At 65.8% G+C, this 15,756-nt stretch carries 19 protein-coding genes; 9 read left to right on the forward strand and 10 right to left on the reverse strand.

Translation table 11 applies throughout. The features are described from left to right. Positions 1-30: 30 nt before the first annotated feature. Positions 31-1,479 (reverse strand): 2OG-Fe(II) oxygenase, encoded by a 1,449-nt coding sequence (locus tag ACFV4K_RS02185; RefSeq protein WP_379271363.1) that lies wholly within the window; start codon positions 1,477-1,479, stop codon positions 31-33. A gap of 639 nt (positions 1,480-2,118) precedes the next feature. On the opposite strand from ACFV4K_RS02185, the gene ACFV4K_RS02190 reads away from it, so the two are divergent. The 3 genes from ACFV4K_RS02190 to ACFV4K_RS02200 all read left to right on the forward strand — a co-directional run bounded on the left by ACFV4K_RS02190 (position 2,119) and on the right by ACFV4K_RS02200 (position 4,089). Further along, positions 2,119-2,709, forward strand: coding sequence for a hypothetical protein (locus tag ACFV4K_RS02190; protein WP_379271365.1), 591 nt, complete (start codon positions 2,119-2,121; stop codon positions 2,707-2,709). Beyond that, a complete protein-coding gene (locus tag ACFV4K_RS02195) occupies positions 2,710-3,396 on the forward strand; it encodes a wax ester/triacylglycerol synthase domain-containing protein (protein WP_379271367.1) in 687 nt (228 codons plus the stop codon). Between the two features lie 69 nt (positions 3,397-3,465). After that, on the forward strand, positions 3,466-4,089 hold the full coding sequence (locus tag ACFV4K_RS02200) for a WS/DGAT domain-containing protein (protein WP_379271369.1): 624 nt from the start codon (positions 3,466-3,468) through the stop codon (positions 4,087-4,089). A 165-nt stretch (positions 4,090-4,254) separates the two neighbouring features. Here the strand turns inward: ACFV4K_RS02200 and ACFV4K_RS02205 are convergent, their stop codons facing one another. Continuing rightward, the gene (locus tag ACFV4K_RS02205; protein ID WP_379271371.1) at positions 4,255-4,980 is read right to left on the reverse strand and encodes a hypothetical protein; all 726 of its coding nucleotides are present in this window, start codon (positions 4,978-4,980) and stop codon (positions 4,255-4,257) included. A gap of 821 nt (positions 4,981-5,801) precedes the next feature. Between ACFV4K_RS02205 and ACFV4K_RS02210 the strand changes: the two genes are divergently transcribed. Next, positions 5,802-6,437 carry an AAA family ATPase gene (locus ACFV4K_RS02210; protein ID WP_379271373.1) on the forward strand — a complete coding sequence of 212 codons (636 nt, stop codon included), beginning with the start codon at positions 5,802-5,804 and terminating at the stop codon, positions 6,435-6,437. A 49-nt stretch (positions 6,438-6,486) separates the two neighbouring features. Here the strand turns inward: ACFV4K_RS02210 and ACFV4K_RS02215 are convergent, their stop codons facing one another. The 4 genes from ACFV4K_RS02215 to ACFV4K_RS02230 form a co-directional block, all read right to left on the reverse strand. Further along, positions 6,487-6,846 carry a winged helix-turn-helix transcriptional regulator gene (locus ACFV4K_RS02215; RefSeq protein WP_379271374.1) on the reverse strand — a complete coding sequence of 120 codons (360 nt, stop codon included), beginning with the start codon at positions 6,844-6,846 and terminating at the stop codon, positions 6,487-6,489. Between the two features lie 2 nt (positions 6,847-6,848). Beyond that, complete coding sequence (locus tag ACFV4K_RS02220) at positions 6,849-7,232, reverse strand: nuclear transport factor 2 family protein (protein WP_379271376.1); 384 nt, start codon at positions 7,230-7,232, stop codon at positions 6,849-6,851. 38 nt (positions 7,233-7,270) lie between these two features. Beyond that, the gene (locus ACFV4K_RS02225) at positions 7,271-8,176 is read right to left on the reverse strand and encodes a class I SAM-dependent methyltransferase (RefSeq protein WP_379271378.1); all 906 of its coding nucleotides are present in this window, start codon (positions 8,174-8,176) and stop codon (positions 7,271-7,273) included. 62 nt (positions 8,177-8,238) lie between these two features. Beyond that, positions 8,239-9,141, reverse strand: a complete 903-nt coding sequence (locus ACFV4K_RS02230; protein WP_379271379.1) for a LysR substrate-binding domain-containing protein — start codon at positions 9,139-9,141, stop codon at positions 8,239-8,241. Between the two features lie 79 nt (positions 9,142-9,220). Here ACFV4K_RS02230 and ACFV4K_RS02235 point away from each other — a divergent pair, with 79 nt between their 5' ends. Beyond that, complete coding sequence (locus tag ACFV4K_RS02235) at positions 9,221-9,877, forward strand: SDR family oxidoreductase (RefSeq protein ID WP_379271381.1); 657 nt, start codon at positions 9,221-9,223, stop codon at positions 9,875-9,877. 74 nt (positions 9,878-9,951) lie between these two features. Here ACFV4K_RS02235 and ACFV4K_RS02240 read toward each other — a convergent pair whose 3' ends face one another. Continuing rightward, on the reverse strand, positions 9,952-10,269 hold the full coding sequence (locus tag ACFV4K_RS02240) for a DUF222 domain-containing protein (RefSeq protein WP_379271383.1): 318 nt from the start codon (positions 10,267-10,269) through the stop codon (positions 9,952-9,954). A gap of 40 nt (positions 10,270-10,309) precedes the next feature. Between ACFV4K_RS02240 and ACFV4K_RS02245 the strand changes: the two genes are divergently transcribed. Next, a complete protein-coding gene (locus ACFV4K_RS02245) occupies positions 10,310-10,462 on the forward strand; it encodes a tRNA-dependent cyclodipeptide synthase (RefSeq protein WP_379271385.1) in 153 nt (50 codons plus the stop codon). A gap of 29 nt (positions 10,463-10,491) precedes the next feature. On the opposite strand, the gene ACFV4K_RS02250 is transcribed toward ACFV4K_RS02245, so the two are convergent. Next, the gene (locus tag ACFV4K_RS02250; RefSeq protein ID WP_379271387.1) at positions 10,492-10,788 is read right to left on the reverse strand and encodes a putative quinol monooxygenase; all 297 of its coding nucleotides are present in this window, start codon (positions 10,786-10,788) and stop codon (positions 10,492-10,494) included. Between the two features lie 175 nt (positions 10,789-10,963). Between ACFV4K_RS02250 and ACFV4K_RS02255 the strand changes: the two genes are divergently transcribed. After that, positions 10,964-12,271: a nitric oxide synthase oxygenase gene (locus tag ACFV4K_RS02255; protein ID WP_379271388.1), complete on the forward strand. Its 1,308-nt coding sequence runs from the start codon at positions 10,964-10,966 to the stop codon at positions 12,269-12,271. An 82-nt stretch (positions 12,272-12,353) separates the two neighbouring features. On the opposite strand, the gene ACFV4K_RS02260 is transcribed toward ACFV4K_RS02255, so the two are convergent. Continuing rightward, complete coding sequence (locus ACFV4K_RS02260) at positions 12,354-12,941, reverse strand: hypothetical protein (protein ID WP_379271390.1); 588 nt, start codon at positions 12,939-12,941, stop codon at positions 12,354-12,356. A gap of 224 nt (positions 12,942-13,165) precedes the next feature. Between ACFV4K_RS02260 and ACFV4K_RS02265 the strand changes: the two genes are divergently transcribed. Further along, positions 13,166-13,753 (forward strand): hypothetical protein, encoded by a 588-nt coding sequence (locus ACFV4K_RS02265; RefSeq protein WP_379271392.1) that lies wholly within the window; start codon positions 13,166-13,168, stop codon positions 13,751-13,753. Here the strand turns inward: ACFV4K_RS02265 and ACFV4K_RS02270 are convergent. Then, positions 13,737-14,582: a hypothetical protein gene (locus tag ACFV4K_RS02270; RefSeq protein ID WP_379271393.1), complete on the reverse strand. Its 846-nt coding sequence runs from the start codon at positions 14,580-14,582 to the stop codon at positions 13,737-13,739. The genes ACFV4K_RS02265 and ACFV4K_RS02270 overlap by 17 nt on opposite strands. Positions 14,583-14,669: 87 nt before the next feature. Between ACFV4K_RS02270 and ACFV4K_RS02275 the strand changes: the two genes are divergently transcribed. Then, complete coding sequence (locus ACFV4K_RS02275; RefSeq protein ID WP_379271395.1) at positions 14,670-15,746, forward strand: serine/threonine protein phosphatase; 1,077 nt, start codon at positions 14,670-14,672, stop codon at positions 15,744-15,746. Positions 15,747-15,756: the final 10 nt, after the last annotated feature.

Here is a 15,756-nt window from a genome sequence, read left to right on the forward strand (position 1 = left end):
AGCCGGATCGGGGAGTGCTCGCCGGGCCTTTTATTGACGAGGCCGGATGACGATCGCCGCGCGCCGGTACCAGAAGTTGGCGGTGTTTCCTTCGTTTCCCATGTAACCCTCGATTTCGGACGCGAACGGCTCGAGCGTCGACTTCGCCGCGCCCGTACACAACTCCCCTTCCTTGACGACCTCTAGCACGGCGGGCTCACCCGACGCCCCTGACTGGTCGATCAGCCACGTCAACGTGATGGTCGACGACAACAGCTCGCCGAGTTCGTCCGAGTCCGGTGTCAAGGGAAGGCTGGCCCGTACAGGAATGCTCGCGGGGTCTTCGGGGACAGGATCGGTCAAATCCCCGTCGTCGTCGAACTCCGGCTCGGAGCTTTCGACGCATTTCCACCCGTCCTCGATACGCTCCCAACGCTGACGATGGATCAACATGTACGAGGTGTAATCGTCCTCCTCGTAGGAGTCCTCGACCTCCGCGAGGGCCAGCGACGCGTCGTAGCCCGCGAGTTCGGCTGCGGCGAGCATCATCCCGGTCCTGGCAGCATCGCCGCCCTTGAGCCGATCCCACCCGAATCCCTGCTGGGAATACTGATGATCCAGCAGGTAGACAAGTTGATCAGCGCGTCGACCCGGCATTGGCGAACAAGTGCGCGATCTGCTCGGGGGAGGCCACCGTGTCCCCGCGCCCCACCCCCAGCGCCGCCAGACCCGCCGCGATCTGGACTCGCCTCGAGAAGGCCGGGTCGACGATTCCATCGGCGTGGTGAAATGTGCGCGTAACTGCTCGGCCAACAACGCAACCGACGGATGCGTGGCGAACCCAGCGGTGTCCGGTCCGGTACGCCCGTGCGCCACCAGGTTGTAGGTCAGCGTGATCCGGAAACCATCCGTAACCGGCAGCACCTCATGCGCGCAATCGCCATAGAACGCGACGAAGGACAGCTCCTGCGGCGAACCCTGGTCGGTGATCGTCTTCCCAAGTTGCTCGATCACCAGCTCCCCGCCGGTGAACCTCGAAGGAAGTGTCACCACCAACGTGCCGATCATTCCGTCGGCCTTCTCCGAATCCTGATGGCGTTGAAAGAACTGTCCCGGCTCGTACACCAGCATCGAATGCAGCTCCGCCGACAACTCACAGTCCGGTGCCAAACCCAGCTCGGCCCGCAGCATGTTCAGCATCGGCTGCAACGTCTCGCGCCAGCGCCGCTCGTCGACGGTTACGCGGTCCTGCGGAACCTCCCATGTGTCACGCACATTCGCGTCCAACAGGGTCTGCTCGCGCAGACCGTACCGCGCCGGCCGCGCGACCTCGCGCAGCTCCTGCGCCTGAACCGGCGTCACGGGAAACCGGATCGGCCCCACCCCGTCCACATTGATCACCAGGTTCTCTGCCGAGGCCGTCCGACACGCAGCAAATGAACCTGCCGGGGGAACCGACCCCATGAGCTCACCGATCATTCGCAGGGTCTGGTCCGTCACGCACTTCTCCCGTGTTTGGCAACGTTCGCGGGCATCCTCTCAGAGCCGACCGACGATCCGACCCTGATGCTGGGAGCATCGGGTATCGAGATTCGTCCGAGGACCCACAGACTGGCTCAACCACAGCGTTGTCTGGAGCACCGATAGCTCGGAGGTTCGCCGGGCGAGCTGAATCACCGCACCAGCTTCCGGCCACCAAGACCCAGCGAAGACCGGTCCGGTCAGCGCGGGGCGCGGCATGTCAGGATGCCCGCTCCGCCGCAGTCGGATCGAGAACTTCGCTGAGCGGGAACGTGGGACGCAACGCGGAGACCAAACAGGACCGGTGGGCGAAAAGCTCTTGAAAACCTGGTACTTCGCGAGCGGATACCGTTATGACACGCAACTCAGCGCTCGTGCCGTGGACTGTTTCCCCGCAGAACGCGCACTCGTAGGACTGCATTGGTCGATCAGGCTGTCCTGAGCCTGGAGGTCAACCTGCGGCAACGGCCTGGCCGGTCCGAACAGCCTTGTAAGCGGCAATATCGGATGTCCTGAACCGCTGGTGAGAACGATCGGTCGGATATCTCCTCCCAAGGTCTCGGGGCGACGTTACCTTCGGCCCTGGGGCGGCTGCGGAGCTGTGCCGATGATGGATCTATGACGACGGGATCTGGTGTCGGACCCGTGCTTATCGAGTCCGCGGTGCCGGCCTTCGACGCTGGCCTGATCGAGCATCTGGTGGTGCACGCTGATCCGCGTGCGACCTATCAGGCTGCACGCGGTCTGGATTTACTGAGCGTGCGTACGCCAGTGACGACGGTCTCGATGTGGATTCGGGGGCTGCCCGCTCGCTGGAGCGGCCGGGCGGTCCCCACTCCGCAGCGACTGGTGGTGGGTGAGGGGGTCGGGCTGCCGGGCTGGCTGCTGCTCGGCGAGATACCGGGACGTGAGATCGCGTTCGGTGCGGTCGGCAAGTTCTGGCGGCCGGATATCGAATGGCGCGACGTACCACGGGCGGACTTTGCCGGCTTCACCGAGCCGGGATGGGGGAAGATCGCGGCGAACTTCACCGTCACCGGTTATGGCGAGCATGCCAGCCTGCTCGGCTACGAGGTTCGCACCGTCACCACCGATCCTGTATCGCGGCGGCGATTTCTGCGGTACTGGTGGTTGATCCGCCCGTTCGTGGCGCACATGATGCGGGCCACGTTGCGCACGATCGCTACGGATGCGGAAACACGGGGATGAATGGATATCGACCGGCAGTCGTTGCGTGCCAGCGGATTCCGATGGCACGCTGACAGTTCACGCCGAGGCCGGATCGACCGAGCCGGGCCGGCGGACCTGACGGTGCTGGCCGCAGACCATGCCTCGGTGCCGATGAACCTCGGCGCAATTCTGATCTTCGACGGTGCGGGGCCGACTCCGGCCGAAGTTCGCGCGTTGCTGCGCGAACGTGTCCCGCATGTCCCGCGTCTGCGACAGGCGCTGCGCCGCACCCCTTTCGGCTGCGGCCGACCGATCTGGGTCGACGATCCGACGTTCTCGGTGGACCGGCATCTGACACACCTGCGGTGGCCGCAACCAGGCACTCGCCGGGCACTGTTCGATATCGCCGCCGACCTGCTGTGCCGTCCATTCGCACCCGACCTTCCGCTGTGGCAGGCGTATTCGGTGACCGGAACCGGCCATGCCGCACTCGTCGTCGTCCTGCATCACGTGCTCGCGGACGGCCTCGGCAGTCTGGCCGTCCTGACTGCCCTGGCCGACGAAGGCAACCACGCAGCCGTCGCGCGGTTTCCACGCCCAGCGCCAAGCATCCGGGGACTTGCGGTGGACGCGACACTGGCGAAGCTGCGCGCGATCGGCTCGCTTGCGGCCGATCTCCGGCGTGGCTGTGCGGGACTGCGGGAATTGACATTCGGGGTGCCCTAACTGCGTCCAGCCGAACGGATCTCGCTGATCCGGCCCACCACACACCGCCGCAGACTGGCATCGACCGCCGTGGCGCTGAACGAGGTGGCCGCCACCGCACACCGGTTCGGGGGCACCGTCAACGATGTCGTCCTCGCCGCGGTCACCGGTGCCCTGCTCGAGATCCTGGACGCGCGCGGGGAACGACTGCACCGGCTGGTGATGTCGATTCCGGTCTCCGGGCGCCGTACCACCACCGTGAGCGATCTCGGCAACAACACCGGCGTGCGCCCGCTGGCGGTGCCGGCCATCACCGATGATCCGGCTCGGCTTACCGCGATCGTCACCGCGAACACCGCTGCGCGAGGATCGTCGACCCGGGCGAGCTCGGCGAGGCCGCTGGGGTTGGCATTCCGGCTGCTTCATCGCTTCGGCTTGTTCCGGCTGTTCATCGACCATCAACGACTGGTGCACAGCTTCGAAACGAACCTGCGCGGCCCCGGCACGGCCCTGCACCTGGCGGGCCACCGGATCGACGCGCTCATGCCACTGGTAGCAACACCGGGAAACATCGGCGTCACCTTCGCGGTGCTGTCCTACGCAGGCACCCTCACGGTCAACACCATCGCCGACCCCGACATCCTCCCCGAACAAGACACCCTCACCCGCGCACTACACGCAACCTTCACCCGCCTGGCACACACCCGGCCGTGAATCACCCGCTCGGAGAAGTCAAGCTCCAGGGATCGGTCCAAGTCGAGAATAGGGCGCGCACGGACCGGCGGACCGCTCGCTCATTGGCATAGACAGGCGTTCCATGGATGCCCAACGGCTCGAGTTGACCTCGGGCCATTGATCACCCCGACCGAACCGGACCGATCAACCGAGACCGAGGTCGCCTGACATGCCACTATCCGCACGTCTTGTCTGTTGCTCAGCGAGCGCAGAGGCCGTCCGCTCGACGTTGCGCTTCAGCACGGCCAGCATGCGCGCCTGCATGATCCACACCACTACGGGAAAGACCCAGTCGTACATCAACCGCTCGAACCATCTGGGGCGGGCGGCTTGATAGCCGCCGATGACCAGGCGGGTGCGTCGGCCAGGCAGCTTGGTCAGGCGAAAGCCCCAGAGCCCCTCCATGTAGGCCGAGGGCCGCGGCTGGCTTGGATCGAGCAACTGTCCTCGGAGATCGGCTAACCAGTAGAGCCCCAAGAATCGGTTCGGTTCAAGGGTTACCACCGCATAAGAGGGGAGGCCGAGGCACTTCAGGCGGTCCCCGACGCCGAGGCCCTGCCACTCCGGGTGAACCTCCCGGGCGCTGGGACGGCCCGCGTTGTCGAAGAGGTCCCAGGAATAGAAGCCTCCGCGGTCCCAACCCATTTGAACCAGCCACGGCCATACCTGCTCTGCGGCCGCCTCGATGGTGACGGCCATGGTTGCTCCCCGCTCGCCCTCAGGGACAAGGTCGCCACCAGGAAAGGGGCCGGTAACTTCGTCATCGGTCGCACCCCACGTCATCAGTTGAGGCGCCAGAAGACGCCGGTAGGCCACCGCAGCCACTATTCCCACTGCCGCGGCACCCGTGATCTCGAGCACACCGGTCATACGACAACCATGCGACACCGTGCAGGCAGGCCACTAGGACCAAACGTCATAGCGTTCGAACGGACCCAAGACCTCGGTCGGCGACTCGGCACACGACGCCCTCATCGTGATACGCAGCCCCCGCTTCGAATACCTTGCTCCGCGCCTCGAATATGAAGCCGACCGTGCTCGATCTACTCGGTGCCTATTGCGACGCCGCCGAAGTCGATCCCGACCGGGTACGTCGCTGGACACAGGTCGGAGCAGTCCGCGAAGCGATGTGGGGAGGGCGACACGGCGACCCAGACTGGCTCGTCCACGCCACCGACCGGCTCGGCCGAAGGTTGCGTCCGGCAGAGAGGTTGGTAGGGCAGTCCTCCAGGACCGGGCCGGGGTAGGCGTTGATGCATCGGTAGAAGGTGTGCGGATCGTCGGGGTTGGCGTACGCGCCTTCGGCGCGGCCGTCGCAGCTGAAGTCCGTCGTGGGTTGCATTCTCCCTCCCTCGACCGCTTTTCTCCTCCCCCTCCTACACCATCCGCAACGACGCTCGGGGGCCTGGATCGACCGAGCAAAGGGGTAACTCAGCGCTGGATGCAACTCCGCGATACCACGAGCGTCGAGGTGTGCAGCAGCGAATTACGACGGACGAACGCCCTGCATTCGGCATGAGCGCGTACGTGAGCCCGTTGGAGCCAGCCGCGAGGAGCAGGTGGCGGACGGGCTGGCCGGCGGTGGTTGGAGCCCGAGTGCGGCGTAGAGGTTATTCGACTCCAGAACGTGAGTTGGGGGTGAACAGCTGGGCGGCAAGGCAATCCGTGAGTCGATCGGTAAGGTCGGAATCATGCTGCTGTGGATCAATGGGCCCTTTGGCGGAGGCAAGACTCAGACGGCCCACGAGTTGCACAGGCGTTTGCCCGGCAGCGTGGTCTGCGATCCAGAGCAGCTGGGATATGGGCTACATCGGATGCTGCCTCCGCACATGCGGGGTGATTTTCAAGACCATGCCAGTTGGCGCTACGGCGTATTCGAGATCCTCGACCTCGTGCTCGCCGAACACGAGGGGACGGTCATCGTGCCGATGACCGTCGTCGAACCCGAGTACTTCGCTGAAACCGTTGGGCGATTGCGCGAAAACGGGCATGAAGTGCGGCACTTCGCGTTGCTCGCTGAACGGGAAACGGTGCTGGACAGGTTGCGTGACCGTGGGCTTGGCCTCGTGCCCTTCCTGCGGATCGTAGGCCAACAAGATCTGCTGCTGCGAAGAGAACAGTTCGCGGTGGACAAGCTCGATCGTTGCCTCGAGCAGCTGGGCAAGCCGGAGTTCGGAGAGCGCATCTGGACCGATACAGCCACGGTCGCGGAAGTGGCGGACCGGATCGCTGACATCACCGGCCTGCCGCTCACTCCCAACATAGATGGGCGACTGCGGAACAGGCTTCGCCGTATGGCTGTGACCTTGAAGCACGCCCACGTCTAACGCTGGAAATGCGCGGCATTCGGCATGAGCTACGTTCGGGGTTGCCGGGCTACCGCCCAGCTTGGGGTGCTGGCTCGGCCATCGTCGTTTGCCACTCGTCTGCCCACTGTGTCAGCGGTGCGAGCTGTTCGACGAGGGCACGCCCGGCGCGGGTCAGTCGGTATCCCTCCTCGTGCTCGATGAGGCGGGCCTCGACGAGTTCGGCCAGACGGCGGGTCAGCACGCTCGAGGAGAGGTCGCCGCAGGCGGTGCGCAGTTCCCGGAAGGTGAGAGGGGTTGGGGCCTGATCGAGTTCCCAGATCACTCGGAGTACCCAGCGCCGCCCGATCAGGTCGAACAGGGCCATGATCGGGCGTCCGGTGGTTGATCCGCGGACCGGGATTCCGGGGCGCGGTGTTCCGGTCGGCACAATCACACCTCCTGCGGCGCGGGTGAATTCTCCAGTCGCCGCGCCATTTCCGCGATGGCCGCGCGCAGTGCCCGGTATGGGCGCAGGAACAGTGTCACGTGGGTCAGGCGGCCGTCCTCGGAGAGCTCTTCCCGCAGCATCCCCTGAAGTTCCTGGTCGGCGAATCGTGCGGTGAAGGCGAATATCCTCTCCCGCCCGTCGGTCCACTGCCGGGTCTGGTGCACCGAGTCGAGCACCGTGGCGATCGTGGCCAGCAGGTGCGCCGCACGGGCGCGGCCGTGGTAGTCGGCGACCGGACTCGAGAACGTCGCCTCCTCGGCGAGCAGGTCCGGCAGCCGCGTGGGGTCCTTCGATTGCCACACCGGCAGTATGAGGCTCTCCGTCATGCCTCTATTTTAGAGGCACTCGCCACCGATCGGCCAGATCAGGCAGGGGCGCGGTATCGGCTTGCCCGCAGTAGGTGGACCGGGCGTAGGGCCTGGGGTGGTTCGTCCTCGAATTCGGCGGATTCATCGAGGTATCCAGCGATGAGGTCCGCGGCGGAATGGTCTTCGACGTCGGTGAAGCCGAGTGCGCGCAACTGGGCGGCGAGGTCGTCGGGAGTGAAATAGCTGAGCCAGGGTTCGCCGATGGCTGCTGCTCGGTGTTCGCGGGCCCGCAGCTTCGCGCGATCCTCCTCGGTGTCCGCGGCCTGCAGGTAGTCGAAGATCACCTCGACCGGCTCCGATTGACCGGCAATGTATTCGAGGGTGGTGCGGGCGGCGTCGGGAGTCAGATAGAAGACGACACCGAGCCACACGAACACGGCCGGATCGGTCCGAACGAATCCGGCCGCCTCCAATCGCGTTGCCAGTGAATCGGTTTCGAAATCGACCGGCACGAAAGTCAATCGGTCGGGCAGGTCGATGCCGGATTCGGTGAGGCGTTGGCGTTTCCACGCTTGAGTGGCGGGATGGTCGACCTCGAATACCCGCAGGCTCGGGTGCGGGTTGCGGTAGGCGAAGGTGTCCAGGCCCGCGCCGAGAATCACGACTTGGCGCACCCCGGCAGCGACGGCTTCGGCCACACGATCCTCGGCGAAACGGGAACGGGCGGCAAAGAACAAGCGGCGTGGACGATCACTGACACCCAGCCGCAGAATTCCGGCCCCCGCATTCGCCCCGGGACGGTCCTCTGCGGGCTGCCCGAATTCGGTGAGCTCATCCGCGCTGACACCCAGCAGTCGTGCCGCCAGTGGATCGGTGAGAATCCTTGGCCGGTCAGCAATTTGATGATAGGCACGGGCGTAGGCAGTCACGAGCGCCGTCCGGCTGGGTCCCTCGTTGTCCATACCCGAGAAACTACCGGCTATGCCCCCCATCGGTGTTCGGACCGGACCAGCGGTGATCCGGGTCAGCTGAGTTTCGCTCTGATCGGTGGATGCACGGGTACGCCGCGGGCGGTGAGGTCGGACGCGAACCGGCGTACCAGCGGGTCGCTGGGCGCGCCGAGGAGACACACCAGCTCTCGGGTCAGGCCGGGATCGAGGTGTTTCAGGTCTGCGGGTACGGCCGTGGAGAGGGCGGTGGTGGGGACCAAGGCGATGCCGAGTCCGGCCGCGGCGAGCTGGGCGGCGGTGGCGGCCTGGCGGGTGCGCATGATCGGGGTGAGGGTGACGCCGTGGCGGGCGGCTTCGGTGTCGAACCAGCCGGCCAGGCCGTTATCGCGGTGGTAGTGCACGATCGGCTGGTCGCGCAGGTCGTCGAAGCTGAGCCGATCGTGCTGGGACAGTGGATGATCGGTGGGAAGGACAGCCACGATCTCCTCGAGGCCGATGAGCGCGGACGCCCCCGTCCAGCGCGTCGGCTGCGGACCGACCGCGAGGTCGGCCCGCCCGGACTCGATGGACTGGGCCAGTGCGTCGGCACTGGTGGCTTCGGCGACCAGCACCTCGATATCCGGCGCGCGCCGCCGCCAGGCGCGCAGCACCGGGGCGAGCAGGCTCACGGTCAGACTCTCCGCGCAGGCCAGGCGGATCCGTCCGGCTTCGCCGCGCGCCGCGGCGCGTCCGGCACCGACCATGCGGGTGGCGGCGGCGAGGGTCGCGCGAGCGTCGGCCTCCACCGCCCGTCCGACGGTGGTCGGTCGCACCCCGCGCGGCAGGCGCTCCAGCAGCGGCGCTCCGATCTCGCGTTCCAGCGCCGCCAGCTGATGCGACAGCGCAGGTTGTGACATGTGCAGTGCTGCCGCGGCTTCGGTGATCGACCCCGCATCCAGGACCGCGACCAGGCATTCCAGCGCCCTCAAGGTAGGCATTCGCAAATTCTATGGCAAGCATCGAATACATTCAGGTTGCGAAGGGATGATTCGTCTGCGGCACGGCGCTGAAGCAAGCATGACAACACTGCAGAACAAGAAAATGGTCGTGGTCGGCGCCGGATCGGGTATCGGCCGGCGTATCGCCGAGGATGCGACAGCGCAAGGCGCACAGGTTATTTCGGTCGGACGCCCGGAACTCGACCTCACCGACGAAGCGACGATCCGCGCCTTCGCCGAGCGCGTCGGCGAACTGGACTATCTGGTGTCACTCGCCGCCGACCACGCCAACGGCCCGGTGACGGAGCTGGACCGCGGCGCCGTCCACCGCGCCTTCGACGCCAAGGTGATCGGTCCGATCCTGCTCGCCAAACACCTCGCTCCGCACTTCCGGCCCGACGGCGCGATTCTGCTGTTCTCCGGTGGCGCGGCGTGGCGGCCCGCGCCCGGGCGGGTAGTGATGGCCGCGACCAACGCCGCCGCGGCCGCGGCCGCCGCAGCTCTCGCGGTCGAACTCGCGCCGCTCCGTGTCAACGCACTGGCCCCCGGCATTGTCGATTCGGGCATCTGGGACGGACCCGGTAAGGACTCGTTCCTCACCGCCATCGCCGAACGCAACCCCGCCCGCCGGGTCGGCACCCCGGCCGACATCTCCGCCGCTGCGCTCCTCGCACTCACCAACCCGTTCATCACCGGGACAACCCTGCACGTCGACGGCGGTGGCCGTCTGGCGTGACGCCTCCGGTCGGTCCGCGACGCGGTGAGTGGCGTCGCGGACCGTGCCGCCAACACCTCGGCCAGGGCGGGACCTCAGCCCGCCGCCGTCAACGCCCTCCACGCCTTTCTGGAACGCGAGCGGACCGGCGGTGCCGCGTATTCGATTCGCCTCCGCGCCTCAGAGGCACTGATCCGCAACAGATCACTCAATAGCTCCGCCGTATCGCGGTACCCGGTATCGGCGGCGAGACCACGTCGCTCAGCCTCGGCGACGGCCGCGACCATAGCCGCACCCAGCCGCCGCCGGTGCCGTTCGGTCTCGACGAGGGTGCGCAGCAGATCGACATCAGCCAGTTCCGACCATCCCCGTGCCGGAGCACTCTGGGCCAGTGCAGTCGAAGGTGTCTTCACCCGACCGAGAATACCGCACAGTCGAACATATGTTCTAGTTTTGGCTGGGCTGGGCGCCGCCGACATCCTCGGTCACGAGGAGTCCGCGATCGTCCACCACCGCTCCTGGGTTCTGTGGAACCGCATCAACCACGGCGAATTCCCCATCAAGGTCTGGCCCAACCAGGGCTTCTTGATACTGAACGAACCCTGATCAGCCGCGCTCCGACGGCAAGCCGACCATCAGATCGAGTCGGGTACCTCGAAGACCTGTTCCTGGGGCGGTCCAGCCAACAGCTCGGCCCCCGCCGCGAAGGCCTCCTGTAGATGCGGGCTGTTCAGATGCGCCTCGAAAGCCATACGGCTGTCCCAGGTTTCGATGACGACCCAGCTTCCAGGCCGAGTCGGGTGCTGATAGGGCTGGTAACTCAGGCACCCGGGTTCTGCCAACGACGGCTCGATCAGCGACAGCGCCTGCGCGCGCACCACCTCTTCCTTACCGGCGCGAGCTTGCAGCGTGGATATTGCGGTGAGAGTCATGGGCCTGGGCAACCCATCACGATCGAAATCTCTTCCCGGGCAGCTGTTGGATTCGTGAGCAACCCGCCCGCGCCCTGGGCGAAGTGTGCGATATTCAGCGGCGGGAAAGGAAGTCAGGAAGGGGCCGAGGCTGGATATCAGGCGAGATTGAATCGAGCGCGAAGGCGACAACTTCATGACGATCTCCACCGCAGTATCTGGATCACGGCGGAGCAGAACACCCGCGACCGGCCGACAGCCCGAGGATGCGGCAGTCGGTCACGCCGACTCGCCCCCCGCGACCGGCGCCGATGGTGAGCGCCTGCGCGAGTGCGCCGAGTTCTTCGCCCACCCCGAACTGGCGCACCTGCCCTCCGACCGGGTGAAGACCGCATTGCGCGAGTTCCGGAGTACCGGCACCTACCGGCACACCGTGGACGAACTCCGCGTCGGCGCCCGGCTGGCATGGCGCAACCACGATCGCTGCGTCGGTCGAAAGCACTGGCGCGCACTGGAAGTCCTCGATGCGCGCGGCGCGCGCACCGCGGCCGATATCGCGCAGGCATGCTGGCAGCATCTGCGCCGCGCCACCAATGGCGGCGCGGTCCGCTGCTTCATCACCATCGGGCCGCCCGCCGATCCCGAGGGACGGGCATTCCGAATTCTCAACTCCCAGCTCATCCGATACGCGGGTTATCGAGTTCCCGGCGGCCTGCTCGGTGATCCCGCGAATGTCGAACTCACCGATCTCGCGATGGCCAGAGGATGGCGGCCGCGCAGCCAGGGTCGATTCGATGTGCTCCCGCTGCTGATCCAGTCGCCCGATGGGCAAGTGCATCTGTTCCCGGTGCCCGCGGATCTCATCCTGGAGGTTCCGCTGACTCATCCCGACCACACCTGGTTCGGCGATCTCGGCTTGAAGTGGCATGCGGTGCCCGCGGTGTCGAACATGGACCTGGAGATCGGCGGCATCAGCTATCCGTGTGCGCCGTTCAATGGCTGGTACGTCTCCTCGGAGATCGGCCGCAACCTCGGCGATTCCGACCGCTACGACCTGCTCCCGAAGATCGCCGAGCACGCGCGAATGGACTGCTCGAACGAGCGGACACTGTGGCGCGACCGCGCGCTGATCGAGCTCAGTCGTGCAATCCTGCACAGCTACAAGCAGTCTCGCGTCCATCTGGTCGACCACCACACGGTCGCCAAGCAGTTCATCGACCACGTCGAGCGCGAAGCGGACGCGGGCCGAGCATGCCCGGCCGACTGGAGCTGGATCAACCCGCCGCTGTCGGCGAGTCTGACCCCGACCTTCCACCGGTACTACGACCCGCCGGACCCCCAGCTGCGGCCGGCCTTCGTACGGCGAGCGCCGCTGGAGGCGGATGCCGCGGCAGCGGAGTCCCGGTGCCCCTTCACATCGAGCGAATCAGCAGCCACGGCCGAACAGCCGGATGAGGATCCGAAGCGTTCGTGGGTGCGGAAGCTGGTGTCATTGCGGCACTGAATCCGGCGCAGACTCGTTCGCGAAGCGGGTCTGCGCTCATCGCGGGCTCGCCGGCCGCACTGCATTCGAGGTCCACGCACCGTTAGGCGAATAGCTCCGCTTTCAGATCCGGCTGGTCCCGCTCCTCCGCGAACTCCAGTGCGCGCCCGTATAACAGGTCCACGAAGTACGCGTAGGGCGCGTCGTCTGCTTCGACGGCCATCATGAACAGCGGCACGAGCAGATCGTTCGCGGATTCCTGCGACCATCGGAAGCCGATCGCCGGGCCGAACCCATCGAAGATCGGCATCCCGTTGCCCGGCGAGTTGAACCAAACGCCCTCGACTCGCCGCACCATCCACTCACCGATGTAGGTGATGAATTGCTGAGCGAGATAGCTGTTTTCGGCTATGTACCGCCCGTTCTCGTCGAGCACAGCCGCATCGATCTGCGAAACGACCCAGTCGAACGCGCCGGCACTGAACCGGTCATCCAATGATGGGCGACCATCGCCGCCTCGCGCCGCTTCCAGCCTCGGCAGCGTCTCGCCGAACAATGCCTCGATCCGCCCATCGATCGCAGCCCGGTCGCTCCACGCGAGCCAAGCCGCGGACTGCTGCGCTTCACCGTCGAACAACCCGGGATCCAGATCCTTATCGGCCGGAGTTGCCCGCCTCGCCTCGCTCGCCACATTCCCTCGCATGTATGCCGTTGATGGTGAGTCGGACGATAGCCGATCTCGTTCTGCCGCAACGATCGAGCCGAGCAAAGTGCACAGTCCGACTGGGTGAGAGCTGGAAGATTCACCGTTGATCCCTGCCCGCGCGCTACCTACATTATGAAGAGCTGTCCCAGACAGTGTTGTCGTGTGGTTGCCAAGGAGGTCGGATGCGTAGAACTGGGATTCGTCGAACGGTGTTCTCGGCGTTGTCGCTGTGCCTCGTGATGACAGCGGGAGTCGCGCGGGCCGAGCCGGGTTTTCCGCCGTCGTTCCCGCCCGATCGGAATCAGTTGCCGCAGTTGCCGGCGGAACCGGATCTGTATGGGCGGCTGCCGATTCCGACCCCGGATCAGGATCCGTGGTACGAAGCGCCCTCGGACCTGGCTGATTACGCGCCCGGGCAGATCGTGCGGAGTCGGGAAGTGCAGACTCGGCTGCTCGGGATTCCGTTCCCGGTGTACACGAAGCAATTGCTGTTCCGGACCAATGATGACCATGACGATCCGATCGTCACCGCCACGACGGTGCTCGTGCCCGGTATCCCGTGGATGGGGAGCCCGCGGCCGGTGGTGTCGTTCCAGGAAGCGATCGATTCCACCGATTCCTCGTGCAATCCGTCACACACCCTGCAAGTCGGAACGATGAAAGAGTCTCTGCTGCTGCAGTATTGGCTCGAGCAGGGGATGGCGATCAATGTCCCGGACTACGACGGCAAGGCTGTCACCTGGATTACCAATGCCGAGGGCAAGATGGTCGCCGCAGTGCTCACCAGCTGCCGTTGAAGAAGGCGGCCAGCGCAGTCGTGGAGTTCATCGCCGTCGAAGTGTTCGCCGCCAGCAGGACGAGCGAGGCCGGCGACAGCAAGGCGGTGACGATCCCGGACGCGCACAAGAGACGCCTACTCTGGGTATCCGCAGACCGCACGAACCGTCTCCACGACACGACGGTGAGGCCAACGGCGGTGATCGCGAGTACCGCGGCGATGACGGCAACGGTGACGTGGTAGCGGGCGAAATCGCCGACCATGTCGTCCACCGGCGGTGTGGCGCTGGTGGATTCGTTCAGCTGCTGCCGAATCTGGTCGAAGGCGGCGGCCAGCTCGGGGTCGTTCGCGCCGGACGGCAGCATCGGCAGCAAAGAGGAGAACGGCGCCACTGCCCCTTGGATGTTCGCGATCACCACCAGAAGCGCCCCGAAAGCGAACAGGCTGACCAAGGCGCCCGCCGTTGCCAGCGCGGACTGCGGCCCTACGCCGAGCCCGCCGGCGCGCAGGTAAGCCTTCCACAGCGACGCCGCCAGGGCGATGAGCGTGACCAGCAGTAGCGCCGCGATCACGCCCTTGACCACATGAAAGCGGAACCAATAGTCGATGACGCTCGTCAGAGCCGGCGGCCGAGTCGAACCACCGGAATTCCAGTACGCCACAAAGCCGTCACGCAAAGCCTGCCGCAGCGTGTCCTGATCAGCGAAGCCGCGGTTCCCCGTGTCGGCCAGTGGGGGAGGAGCCAGCACCAGCGTGGTGACGAGGGTCAGCGCAAGAGCGGTCAGCGCACCCACAGCGCGACCAGGAACGATCGTGTCGGAGCGCGCCGGAGCCGCGGAGCTGACCACAGAAATTCCTTCCACTCGGATCCACCAGCCCCTCCCATTCTGTGTGCGATCCAGCAGCCTCGCCACGACCGCTGGCAGACTTGTCCGGTGACGGCCTCCAGAAAAGAGCGGCACCAAAGACTCTCGGATCAGCTGGGATACCGAAGTGACAGCGAGCTCACCGAGCTCATCGGCAATGGTCGGCCCGTCAGCGTGGGAGTGGGCGGCAGTGCGGCGGTCCTCGACGTCGACGGCGTACCGGTATTCGCCAAACGCATCCCGCTATCCGAGCGGGAACTGGCCAATCCGGCCTCCACCGCGAACCTCTTCGACCTCCCGCTGCACTGCCACTACGGAATCGGCGGCCCCAGCTTCAACGCATGGCGTGAGCTGGCCGCGAACAACATGGTCACCAACGCGATCCTGGCCGGTGAAACCAAGTCATTCCCCATGCTCTACCACTGGCGGGTGCTGCCGGGCCGCCCACCGATCGCAGCCGAACACGCCGACATCGACAAGGTCGTCGCCGCCCAAGGCGGGTCGCCAGCGGTTCGTGCCCGCATGGAAGCGGTGGCCGCAGCCCCCTCCTCGCTGGTCCTGTTCTCCGAATACATCCCCCACGCGGCATCGAATATGTTGAGCGACAACCCGGTCGGCAAGGCCGCGACGATCGAACATCAGCTCTCCGAGATCGTGACCTTCTTACGAGACCATCAGCTCCTACACATGGACGCCCACTGGGGCAACATACGCACCGACGGTGAGCAGCTCTACCTCACCGACTTCGGCCTGGCCACCTCACCACATTTCGACTTGTCTCCCGACGAACGCGACTTCGTCGAACGCCACGCCACCCACGACGCCGCCTACATCGCCATGCGCCTGGTCAACTGGCTGGTAACCGAAGTCTGCGGAATCCCGACCCCCGCCACCGGCGGCCCAATCGCCCGCAACGAATACGTAATCGACTGCGCCACCGGTCACATCCCGTCCGAAGTCCCGCCCGCCGTAGCCGAAATCCTGACCCGCCACGCCCCTGCCGCCGCAACCATGAACGCCTTCCTCTGGAAGCTGTTCGACGGCGAACTCCACGCGGCCTACATGGCCTGGCCTTCGTCGACTACCAGACGGACCGGCCCGACAAGCAGGGCCCGCAGATCGGGATCACCCCGCAATTGGGCGTGAAAGCCACTGC

It is taken from the genome of Nocardia sp. NPDC059764 (assembly GCF_042732555.1).
GTDB lineage: Bacteria > Actinomycetota > Actinomycetes > Mycobacteriales > Mycobacteriaceae > Nocardia.